Raw genomic sequence first — 12,000 nt, forward strand, 5'->3', positions numbered from 1 at the left:
TGTGGAGTTATTGGCTTGCTATGCTATTTCTATCTCCGCCCATCCATAGAATACTATTCTTCCGGCCCTGTAGCTGACAGTAAATCAGCAACGGAAGATTACATAAGAGAGTTAGCCCCTGCACTTGGTTTCTCAACCGATTCTCTGGCAATGATTACCATGCGTAAACAGCATCAGAATTATGTGAAAACATTGCAGGATACGCTGCCGGGAGATATTTCTCTTTCAATGCTTAATGAGGGAGGAGTACATATTCAAAGCTGGCAAACGGTAATCGGGCAGCAAAATAAAAGCAACGGTGTTTTTGCAACACCCGGTCAGCTTTTTGAGGAAGTGGGAGCTTTGAAGGTAAATACCTCTAATGCAGGGCGGGTAATCCGGATGGAAGCTCATCCAGAAAATTCAAACCTTACCTTTTTGACGGGTGATTCATTACTCACAATCGCGCAAAATTTAGTAGGCTATACTTTTGGGTATAATTTGAATCAGTACATGCTTTCAGAAAGTGTGCCTCAAGATGACAGTACTTTTGTGATCTTTGAAGAAAGAAATCAGCGGGTAATGCTGGATAACAGTGATATGGAAGAATCATTGGATATCACCTGGAAAAGAAAGGAAGGAGTTACAGATACACCGGCTGAACTATCTCTAAGTTTAAAGCCAATTATTCGTGAAATTGATAACGAAGATGGCTTTAGGACGGAGTTTGGATATAGCATTGCCTCATTTAAGGCGATGGATATTTTTGAGCCTGCAGATTTAGACTCTCAACCGATAAGTCAGACAGAAGAGGATTACACTTTCACTTTTGGTTTTTTTCTGGCGGTATTTGTTCTAGCCATTTTGATATTTAGTGTAGGTATAAGAAATATTTTTAAAGGGAAAGTAGAATGGCGCAGAGCACTGTTAATGTTCTTGGCCATCGCAGCGGGCTCTTATGGCTGGCGGGCTATCTTTTTTATGGATTCCTATAATCCATTCCTAAGCAACGCAGGGATGATAGGCGGCACGTTTAATAGTCTGCTTATTGGGTTAGTTTTGGGCTTGTACGCGGCCATGGCATATATAAGCTGGGAGGCCTTGGCTCGCTCTCAAAAACAAGGTCAAGTTGCTATCATTGATGCTTTATGGCAGAGGAAGTTCTTTATCAGTGAGACCGGCGCAGCACTCGTAAACGGTTTCGCCATAGGTGGTATAGTAATAGGTGTTATATCAGGCATTGTTTTCTTATTGGGTGAATTCTTGCTGCAGGCTGATAGTCAGTTTGGCTTTGCTGAAGCTGGAATTGGACCACGCCTGCTAACTATGAACATGAGTATGTGGACCACTACATGGCTGGTATGTGTGGCGCAGATCGGTTTCGTGTATTCAATTTTAAATCACTGGATCAAAAAGGAATGGCTTGTCGGAATATTAGCAATTCTATTTTCCGGATTTTGTATAACCGTTCTGGGAAGACTAATTGGTACCAGTGGCTCAGGGTTTGAAGATCTATTGGTTTACCTGAGTATTGCTGTTATACTTATTTATGCCCTTCGTGAATTTGGACTTCTCACAGTATCTACAGCGTGGTGGTTTTTTACTTCGTTTTTTATGATCCAGCCTTATTTAGGCTCAGAGTCTATGGAAGTGGCATACGTAGGCTGGGTTCAGTTATTCATTATGGCGGGTCCGTTAATTTACGGGTTCATTGCCTATCGTTATGGGGCGTCTGTTTCGGAAGTAGGAGATTATATTCCCGAGTATGAAGAACGTATAGCTCAACATTTACGGGTCGAAAAGGAAATTGAAATCGCCCGGGAAAGTCAATACAAACTCATGCCACTTCAACCCCCAAAAGCGGAAGGTTTTGATGTTTATGGGTTTTTTCTTCCCTCTTTTGAAGTAGGTGGAGACTACTTCGATTATGTACTAACAAAGAATGAGAGTGGTGATGCTATAGCATTGACAATGGCTGTTGTAGATGTGTCAGGAAAAGCCATGAGAGCAGCTATGCCAGCTATTTTCACTAGTGGGCTTTTACTTTCTCGCATGAAAGATGATATGCCGGATGAAGTACTTTCACAGATTTCAGAACCTATTTTTTCGCGAACAGATAAAAGAACATTCATTACATGTGCTCTTGCCCGGTACGACCTAGAATCAAAGAAAATGAGTGTTGCTAATGCTGGTCACTGCCGCCCGGTATTGAAACGAAATGGACTTGCAGAGTTTATTCAGACGCCGGCACCCGCTTATCCACTGGGGATAAGGGAGGAAGTAACCTATAAATCACAAAGTATTAGTATGAAAAAGGGAGATTTCTTTCTCTTATATTCTGATGGGCTTCCGGAAGCTGTTAATGAAAAAGGTGAACGTTTTGGGTTCGACAGTGTTCCTAGACTAATTGAATCAATTGATACAGATTCACTTTCTGCACATGAAATCGCTCAAGAGATTAAGCGTACTGTTCAGAAGTTCAGTAACTATCAATTGGCGGACGATACCACTATCATATGCCTGAAGGTTTAATAAGTATTAAACGCCTTTTATAAGGACTATTTGCTACAAATAAGGCGTCTTTATCTAATAATAAAACATAAAAAAATAGAACATGGCTCAAGATCAAAACTTTGATTTTAATGTGCCGCCTCAGTTCGAGCAGATTTCAAAAAACATCCGGCTTATTGTTGGCGGATTGATTGTAGCTTTGCTCGGGTTTTCAACTTTCTTCACGGTAGATCCGGAAGAAGTTGGAGTAGTAGTGCGGCTTGGTAAATTTGTAGAAACAGTAGAACCGGGATTGAATTTTAAAATGCCACTTATCGATCAGGTGGAACTGGTTCTGGTAGAACGACAGTTGAAACAAGAATTCGGATATCGTACAGTTCAGGCAGGCGTTCAAACTCAATATCAAAAAGCAGGTTACGAAGATGAATCATTGATGCTCACTGGAGATCTTAACCTCGCTGATGTGGAATGGGTTGTACAATATCGTATTAACGACCCTTACAGCTACCTCTTTAAAGTCAGAAATGCTGAATCCACACTTTCTGATATTTCTGAAGCGGCAATGCGACAAATTGTTGGTGACCGAACTGTAAATGAGGTGTTGACAGTAGGTCGTGCCGAAGTTTCTATTCGAGTTCAGGAACTCATTCAGGCATTGGTAATGGAATATGAGATGGGTATTACGATTGAGCAGGTTGTACTTCAGGATATCAACCCTCCAAATCCTGTAAAACCATCCTTCAATGCGGTTAACGAAGCGCAACAGCAGCGTGAGACCTTGATAAATCAGGCTCGTGCCGATTATAACCGGGTAATTCCAAGAGCACGTGGTGAAGCTCAGGAAACTATTCAGCGAGCGGAAGGTTATGCCTCAGAGCGTGTGAATACTTCCGAAGGTGAAGTGTCTAGGTTTAATGACTTATATACCGAGTATGTGAAAGCGCCACAGGTGACGAAACAACGAATATTTTTAGAAACGATGGAAGATATCATCCCGAAAATGGGTAAAAAAATTATCATGGATGAAAACGGAAATAATGTACTGCCGTTGCTTCAAATGCAACTAAATGGCGTACAGAATTCATCGCAGCAAAACAATAACGGAGGTAACTAAGATGCAACAAGCAAAAGGAATAATTGCCGGTGTTATTGGTTTAGTTATTGTATTAACTGCATTAGATGGGTTTTATATAGTCCATGAAACCGAACAGGTTATTATCACTCAGTTTGGTGACCCTGTTGGGGAAGCTATCACAGAACCGGGTCTTAAATTTAAGATTCCATTTATGCAGGAAGCGAACTTCTTTGAGAAGCGTTATCTGGAATGGGATGGAGATAGAAATCAGATTCCAACCCGTGATAAGAAATTCATTTTTGTGGATTCTTATGCGAGATGGCAAATCACAGATCCACTGCAGTTCTACCAACGATTAGGTAACGAACGTGGTGCGCAATCTCGTCTGGATGACATTCTGGATGGAGAAACCCGAAATGCCATTGCTTCTCATGATTTACTGGAAATTGTACGTACCAGTAACCGTGAACCGGATACTTCCGGCGCCGCTATTTTAGAAGTTGTAGAAGATTCTCTGCAAACTATTGAAACGGGTCGCGAAACCATTCAGGAAGAAATCCAAACGAAAGCAAATGAGCGGGCTACCGACCTTGGAATTGTGATCCTTGATTTCCGAATTAAACGAGTCAATTATGTGCAGGACGTTCGCCAGACGGTCTACGATCGAATGATCTCAGAGCGAAATAGAATCGCTGATGAGTTTAGATCTGAAGGACAAGGGGAGGCTTCCCGAATTAACGGTGAGAAAGAGCGTGACTTGAAGCGAATTCAGTCTGAAGCTTTCCGTGAGGCTGAAATTATACGTGGTGAAGCGGATGCAAGAGCGGCAGCCATTTATAACTCTGCTTATAATCGAACGAATCAGTCTCGAGAACTATATTCGTTTATGCGGTCGATGGAAGCTTACACTAAAACCATGGATAAAGAAACGAACATCATTCTTTCAACCGATAGTGATTTCTTCCGTTATTTGAACAGCATTGATTAGGTAAATTGAACCTAAATCGTATTTTAAAAGCACGGGTTAATCGCTCGTGCTTTTTTTGTTTAATTAAAATAGGTCTATGAAACGGAAAGAAAAATTTGGCCGGTTTGTTGGTGGTATCATCGTATTTGCACCGATCTATGGTGTCTTAATGTATATTTTTTCTGACACCGGATTTGATTGGATTGAAACGTTGTTAGTATCGGTGCTATGGTCAGCCGGTATGGTCGTTTTTGAAAGTTTCTGGCAGAAGCGGAAAAAACCTTCAGATTCACAAGAATAGGTTACTATTTACCACTCGCTGTTTCAGGCGTAATTGTCAGGCTGAAGCCTGCACTATTAAATACAACTGCACAATCCGCAACTCATCATAAGAAACCTCTTCGTTCAAGGCATCATAAACGGGTCGGAGAAGATCATTTCCATGTTCATTAAAGGCTTTTGTGACCCTATCAAAGTCTGCTTCTGACAACCTGGAGTGATTTTGTAACTTTTCAGGTGGAATTTCATATCCGGCCTTAACGTATTTAGCAAGGCTTTGAATTACTGTCGTTTCTTTGTTATCAAAGTGATCTGCAATCTCGGATACAGGTTTCCCTGCCTTAAACATTGCTCCTACCTGATAAGAACGGCTACTCTTTTTAATCACCTTTTGTTTTGGTGGAGCCTGAACCTGATCACCTTTAGATTTTTCTTTCAGATTGTGTTCTGAAGAATAGCTTTGAATTATTTCCAGAAATTTATCTCCGTACTTCTCTTTCTTCGCAGCACCTACACCATGTATAGTAAGTAAACTGCGTTCTGACTGAGGAAAGAAATAAGCCATTTCCATCAGAGTTTTATCAGCGAAAATAATGTAAGGTGGCACATCTCCCTCTTTTGCGAGTGCTGTTCTTTTTTCTTTCAGTAGCTTGAAGAGGACATGATCATATTCTAAAGATTCTGCAGAAGCCCGGGATTTGGCGGAGCTGGATTTTTTTTGTTCCTCAATCACTCCGAAAAATTCTTCTTCTCCTTTTAAAATTGAAATGGCTGCTGGCGTAAGCTTTACACCTCCATACTGACCGTCTTTTGTGATTACATCCTGACTCATAAGCTCACGATATAATTGCTTCCATTGCCCTCGACTAAGTTCATTCCCAATTCCATAAGTCGAAAGTTGGTCATGCTGAAGCTGTAGGAGTTTCTTTTGTTTGGAGCCAAGGAGAATATCTTTGATATGGTGAAAGCCGAATGTCTGACCGGTTCGTGCTACCGTAGATAGAAATTTTTGAGCAGGGACGGTGAGGTTTTGAGTGTCAGGCACATCACCGGTGCAGAAATCACACATCCCACAAGGTTCATCCGTGTAGGCTTCCCCAAAATAATCAAGCAATGGGATGCGGCGGCATTCGCGTGCTTCTACAAAGCCAAGGAGATCCTCCAGATGTTGATTGGCAACTCGCTGCTCCTCGTCAGACTTTTGGTTGATGAAATATCGGATTTTACCTACATCACCATAACTAAAAAGAAAAAGGCAATCTGCTCGAAGCCCATCTCTCCCAGCCCTCCCAATTTGCTGATAATAAGATTCAATGTTCTTGGGCATATCATGATGGATAACGAATCGTACATCTGGTTTATCGATACCCATTCCAAAAGCAATGGTAGCCACAATGATATTTACTTCATCATGAATAAAGGATTCCTGGTGCTGAACCCGCTTGTCCTCACTGAGTCCTGCATGATAGGGAAGTACAGAAAAGCCGTTGGCTTCCAAATCTATGGCAAGTTCATCCACCTGCCGGCGAGAAAAACAGTAGATAATTCCGGATTGATCTTCGTGCTTGTTCAGAAACTCCACAGTTTGTTGCAGTGGATTTGATTTATTGACGATATCCAGAAATAGATTTTGCCGATCAAAGCTGGCGATAAAAGTACTGGCATTAGCTAGCCCCAGACTCGTTGCGATATCATTTTGAACTTGTGGAGTTGCTGTAGCAGTGAGTGCAAGGCAAACAGCATTCTTAAATGTAGCCTTCACCTCAGCTAATTGCCGGTATTCAGGCCTGAAATCGTGTCCCCATTCAGAAATACAATGCGCTTCATCAATAGCAAAGCAATCTACCTGTAGCCCTGAAAGCAGGTCAAGGACAGAATTCTTCATCAGGGTTTCAGGAGCGAGATACAGTAAATCGATATCTCCATTTCTAACGCGTTGTTCGGTGCTGATATATTCAGCCGCAGAAAGAGAGCTGTTTAAAAAAGTGGCTGAAACACCATATGCCTTCAGCTGATCCACCTGATCTTTCATCAATGAAATAAGTGGGGATACGACAATGGTTATGCCATCAAAAAGGAGAGCCGGTATTTGGTAGCAAAGAGATTTCCCACCGCCCGTGGGCATAATGGCAAGGGTGTCCTTTTTCTGGAGGACATTCTGAATGATGTCCTTTTGAAGTGACCGGAATTTCTCAAAGCCAAAAACCTCATGGAGTATATGTTCTGCTTGTTGGATGTCCGGCATGGTAGAGGAGGAGGTTTCTGAAAATTGCATATTCTTTTTCTAAGGTAAGAGCTATGAAATCCGAATTCCTTACAGATTTTTTAAAAGAGAGGTTGGTACAACTAAAGAATGTAGGTGCTGAAAAAAGAAAACAACGCCTTTTACTTTTTCCGTCTGGAACTGTTTCTTCTCACACGGCTGTGCAAAGAAATGTCAGAATTTGTTATGAATTTATATAAAACACGGGTCCAGGAGCTATGCGCATATAGATCATCGTAAAACTCAGGAGCCATTTTCTTTAACTCAGGTAACCGAGATCCAGGGATATATGGAAAATCGTGATGCTCGTTATGGAAACCCACATTGAATGAAAGTTTATTTAATGGACCATAATAGGAATAGGTTTCCTGTCCTTCTTCAAAAACATAATGCTCGGAAATAAAATGTCCTGCCAATGGATGTAAGCTTCCAGCAAAAAATACGGATACAGCTAAATAAAGAAGTGCGCCCCAACCGGAGAAATATATAAATAGTGCAATAACCGGAAATTGAAATGCCATGTTAATGAAATGCCATTTCTTCATTTTGATAGGATGCACAAACAGCGGGCGTATAATGTAGCATAAGATCTGGTTGAAGGCCCAGGTCAATTTTCCCCATAAACCTTTAAAAAAGCCCGCTTCAGCCGCGAGCGGCAGGTCAGCATCATGATGCTCATCGCCCTGCTCGGCATGATGCATCAAATGGTAGGTCTTGAAAGACATCGCATAAGGAAAGATCATGGGGATATTTGCAAAGATAGCCAGCCAATTGTTGTGGGCTCTTTTTTTGGAAGCCAGGTGGTGACTTAATTCATGGATAGCCAAAAATAAAGAATGAGAAATGGTAGCGCCCACTGCGTATGCAAGGATCAAAAATAGAGCCCAGTGCATATTTGGAGCAAAATAAGCAGTAACCATTTGGATGCTTACTAAACCAAAAACTTTGTATTTAAGGGAGGGATCGACTCCGTAAAGCTCTCGTACCTGTGGATATTTCTTTAATATGGCCTTTCTTCGTTCTAAATGAGGCTCTTCATCCTCTGACCAGTAAAACCCTTCGTCGTCTCGTTTATGTGCCCCAGATACTGTAGTACTCATGCAGAATCTTTCATTTATAATGAATTCAATTTCTATTAATATAGCAAAAATATTGCATTCGGGCTGTTTTGAAAACTTATACAATGACCATAATATCGGGAATGAAATAGCCTGAGTTGCTATCAATCAAAGACTGTAAATTCTCTTTATTGAGAATCTTAGTTCTTAACTTCTTCCCTCAGATAGCGATTGGATATCTTAATCAAGCCAGTTCTCCAAAATCCACATCCAGCATTTCGCTTAATATTTCTTTGCTCTTTGTGGTTTTAACTTGGGCGCCAAGCTTCATCAGAATATTATAAAGCCCAAGGTGCACACGGGTTGTATATAAGAAGTGCTGAGAACCACGAGGTTCATTTCCAATGGGGGCGTCTTTAGTGAAATGGCGTATGGTATTACGAAAGTTTTCCTGCCCAAAATCGAAGATTTCATATTTATAGGGCTCGGCAAATGTCATTCCGTAATTACGGGCAAAATTGAAATACTCTTGTTCTTTGTCCGGATTGTCAGACTCTTTCTTGATCACCTTAAGTTTATAGTAAAGTTCTCTAATGGCATCTTCATTATTATCAAGATGGGTAGGAAGAAGGCGAAGATAATTCATGAAAAATTCTTCGGGAAATTGTTTTACGCATCCAAAATCAATGACTCCCAATTTACCATCATTAGTAAAGAGGAAGTTGCCGGGATGAGTGTCTGCGTGGACGTAATCTTTACCCTGAATTTGTTCGTGAAAGAAATTCCACATTAATTGGCCAAATCGATCTCTGTCCTCTTGGCTCGGCTCTTCTTTCAGGAATTCACCAAGATGGCGTCCTTCCAGATAAGTCATGCATAGTACTTTATCTGTGGAATATTCTTTAATCCATTCCGGAATTACAATATCTAACCCACCAAAACGCTTACGGAATAACTCAATTTGTTTCCCCTCGTTGGTATAGTCAGTTTCTTCCAGCAAAGTTTCTTTTACTTCATCAAAATAAGGATCGATATCTGCTCCCTTTTTGACAATTTGCTTCACCAAAATTTTAGCCAACCCTAAATCCGAATTAATAGTCTCCCGAACATTAGGGTATTGGATTTTGATAGCGACCTTACGACCATCATTCAATTCTGCTTTGTGTACCTGACCTATGGAAGCCGCAGCGAAAGCATCCGATTCAAAACTTTTGAACAGCTTTTCAGGATAATCTCCAAGTTCTCTCTTTATTATAGAGCGTACGAGCGCTTTATTAATAGGAGGAACGGAATATTGAGCCTGACTCATCACTTCAGCAAACTCTTCAGGCAGAAACCCTTGATCCATGCTCATTCCCTGAGCAATTTTCAGAGCTGTACCGCGGAGTTTTGTGAATTCCTTAAACACCTCTTTGGCGTTTCCGGAGTGAAAATCGCTATCGGTGCTTTTGTCTTCTTTTCCGGATTTTTTACGAAGATATCGCTTGGCGTAGTTGGTGCCAACTTTAAGTCCTGTTTTGGCAATTCGGCTGCCCCGCTCAAACTTCGATGATGGAAAGTCATTACTCATATAGGAAATTTAGAATTATGAATTTGAAATGTTGAATGGGTGATTCGAAATTCAACATTTAGCATTTAAAATTAATCGGAGGTGTCATCGGTATTGTCATTCTCTTCATCATCGTCATTAATTTCGACTTCAAATTCTTCTTCATCCTCAAACCAGCTTGCTACCCAGTCATTGAAATCTTCTACCTGTTGGCTGAATCCCAATGCTCCTAAAGAATATTTTACCAGGTCAAAACCTTTATCGACAATTTTTGAGTAAACAAGTTCTTCTATAAACCCGGTTATTTTGTCAATAAGAGCAAAGGTACGTTCTTGATCCTCACTGTCATCTTCCAGCCAAAACTTGATGAGGTATAGATAATGAGATCTCAGTGATGCATAGAATAAATCCCCCATAAGAAAAGCGGCGCTTGTCGCTATGTTGCCATCAGTTGTAAAGAAATCTTTAAAAAGCTCTTTTATTTCCTTTTTAAAATCAGAATTGGAACTGCAACTCCATTCATATTTGTAGAAGGTTTCTTCCACAAAAGCTCTTTTCTCCGACATCATATCAAAAAGCGTAAACATAAAATTTGAAAGCTTTTCTGAGATAGAATAGGAATCAAAGTCATCGATCTCTCCAACCATTGCGCGGTAGCGAATGACTAGAGATGGATAGTAGAATTTAAGTATGGACTTCTTGTTTGGAAAAAGTGCATAAATCTCTGAAGCTGATTTGCCGGTTTCCTTCGTTAGGTTTGGTATTGTAAACTGATCTTCAAGTTGAAGATCAACGGCAGCTTCAGTGAGTTCAATTTTTGTAGTAAGTTCTTCTGTAGTCATGGGATTCATTTAATTCATTTGCAAAACGAATGCAGTAAGCTTTCAGTTCGTTGCTACGGTATAAATTGAAAAATAGTTTTGATTGATTACTTTGATCTGATTTTAATACCATATATATGTCTGAACAGCGTCCAACATTAGCAAAAAGAGATGCACTATTTTTAAGCCTTGTCGGAGTTTTTCTAACGGCATTGGTTTTAGGTAATGTAATTGGCACCACTAAGTTTGTGACCTTGTTCAGTATTCATCTTCCCGATTGGCTTAAATCAATTACTCCTTCATTAGTCAGAAATGAAGACATTTATACAATGAGTATTCCGGTTGGGTTGATTGCTTACCCGATTACTTTTTTGGCCACGGACTTAATTTCTGAGTTATTCGGAAGGAAGAAAGCTCAGCTGGTAGTATGGATTGGCTTTTCAATGAATGTGTTCATGCTCCTGTTAATGTCGATAGGCCACTGGCTTCCAAACACAGGCGGGGTTAGCGGAGGCCTTCCTATATTTGAAGGAGTGTATGAATTCATGGTTGGCAATACCATTGCAAGTATGATTGCATATCTAACTGCGCAAACGGTTGATGTTAGACTCTTTCATTTTTGGAAAGAACTGACGGGCGGTAAACATCTCTGGCTTCGAAACAATGCATCGACTATGGTAAGTCAGTTGGTAGATTCGACTGCAATTTTATCCATTTTATATCTGGCCGGAAACCTTGGTGATAACGTAAATTCTGTCGCCGCTCTCATGATCCTCATCATCAACAGTTATTTGTTTAAATTTTTCTTTGCACTTTTCGATACACCGCTCTTTTATTTGGGTGTTAGATTTCTTAGACGGTATGATGAAGACCCTTCAGGACGCTCATTATACGATTCGGATTCACACAAGGAGTAGTAAGAAAAAAGAGTAAGTTTTTTGAAATTAAACTTGCGATGAATGGGGTCTAGCCCTTACCTTAGTAATCCTTTCGAGAGAAGGAAAACGCTGACTGAAACAAATGTTTTAGCCGGCATTTTTTTTCGCTGAAAGGTTTGTTCTTAGACATGAATGAAGTATAGATCAGATTGTTTGTGCGAGCGAGAGCTTGTTCAATTCTTTTTACAGAATGACCAAGAGCGTAGGGTCAGCTCACAGAGTATATATTAGATATTTACAATGGAGAGTTTGATCCTGGCTCAGGACGAACGCTGGCGGCGGGCTTAACACATGCAAGTCGAAGGAGAAGGTAAGTGCTTGCACTTACTGGAGACTGGCGGACGGGTGAGTAACGCGTAGATAACCTGCCTATATCAGGGGGATAACGTCTCGAAAGGGGCGCTAATACCGCATAATGCAGCGGGGCCGCATGGCCACAGTTGTTAAAGGACTTCGGTTCGGATATAGAGGGGTCTGCGTGCTATTAGTTAGTTGGTGAGGTAACGGCTCACCAAGGCGATGATAGCTAGGGGGTCTGAGAGGATGATCCCCCACACTGG

At 40.9% G+C, this 12,000-nt stretch carries 9 protein-coding genes and 1 rRNA gene; 6 read left to right on the plus strand and 4 right to left on the minus strand.

Features of this window, described 5'->3' with window-relative positions; all coding sequences use genetic code 11:
* The first annotated feature begins 15 nt into the window (after positions 1 to 15).
* From CL667_09245 to CL667_09260, 4 genes are all read left to right on the plus strand, one after another.
* Positions 16 to 2,511 carry a hypothetical protein gene (locus CL667_09245; protein ID MAL17887.1) on the plus strand — a complete coding sequence of 832 codons (2,496 nt, stop codon included), beginning with the start codon at positions 16 to 18 and terminating at the stop codon, positions 2,509 to 2,511.
* Positions 2,512 to 2,593: 82 nt separating this feature from the next.
* Positions 2,594 to 3,604 carry an FtsH protease activity modulator HflK gene (gene hflK, locus CL667_09250; GenBank protein MAL17888.1) on the plus strand — a complete coding sequence of 337 codons (1,011 nt, stop codon included), beginning with the start codon at positions 2,594 to 2,596 and terminating at the stop codon, positions 3,602 to 3,604.
* 1 nt (position 3,605) lies between these two features.
* Complete coding sequence (gene hflC, locus CL667_09255) at positions 3,606 to 4,553, plus strand: HflC protein (GenBank protein ID MAL17889.1); 948 nt, start codon at positions 3,606 to 3,608, stop codon at positions 4,551 to 4,553.
* A 76-nt stretch (positions 4,554 to 4,629) separates the two neighbouring features.
* Positions 4,630 to 4,833, plus strand: coding sequence for a hypothetical protein (locus tag CL667_09260; protein MAL17890.1), 204 nt, complete (start codon positions 4,630 to 4,632; stop codon positions 4,831 to 4,833).
* A gap of 36 nt (positions 4,834 to 4,869) precedes the next feature.
* On the opposite strand, the gene recQ is transcribed toward CL667_09260, so the two are convergent.
* The 4 genes from recQ to CL667_09280 all read right to left on the minus strand — a co-directional run bounded on the left by recQ (position 4,870) and on the right by CL667_09280 (position 10,532).
* Complete coding sequence (recQ, locus tag CL667_09265; protein ID MAL17891.1) at positions 4,870 to 7,086, minus strand: DNA helicase RecQ; 2,217 nt, start codon at positions 7,084 to 7,086, stop codon at positions 4,870 to 4,872.
* A 110-nt stretch (positions 7,087 to 7,196) separates the two neighbouring features.
* Positions 7,197 to 8,174, minus strand: coding sequence for a fatty acid desaturase (locus CL667_09270; protein ID MAL17892.1), 978 nt, complete (start codon positions 8,172 to 8,174; stop codon positions 7,197 to 7,199).
* Between the two features lie 202 nt (positions 8,175 to 8,376).
* Entirely contained in the window at positions 8,377 to 9,702 is a 1,326-nt protein-coding gene (locus CL667_09275) for a hypothetical protein (protein ID MAL17893.1), read from the minus strand.
* A 71-nt stretch (positions 9,703 to 9,773) separates the two neighbouring features.
* Positions 9,774 to 10,532, minus strand: a complete 759-nt coding sequence (locus CL667_09280; protein ID MAL17894.1) for a hypothetical protein — start codon at positions 10,530 to 10,532, stop codon at positions 9,774 to 9,776.
* Between the two features lie 233 nt (positions 10,533 to 10,765).
* Here CL667_09280 and CL667_09285 point away from each other — a divergent pair, with 233 nt between their 5' ends.
* On the plus strand, positions 10,766 to 11,419 hold the full coding sequence (locus CL667_09285) for a hypothetical protein (GenBank protein MAL17895.1): 654 nt from the start codon (positions 10,766 to 10,768) through the stop codon (positions 11,417 to 11,419).
* 254 nt (positions 11,420 to 11,673) lie between these two features.
* Positions 11,674 to 12,000, plus strand: a 16S ribosomal RNA gene (locus tag CL667_09290); the annotation flags it as partial.

It is taken from the genome of Balneola sp. (assembly GCA_002694685.1).
Taxonomy (GTDB): Bacteria; Bacteroidota; Rhodothermia; order Balneolales; family Balneolaceae; genus Gracilimonas.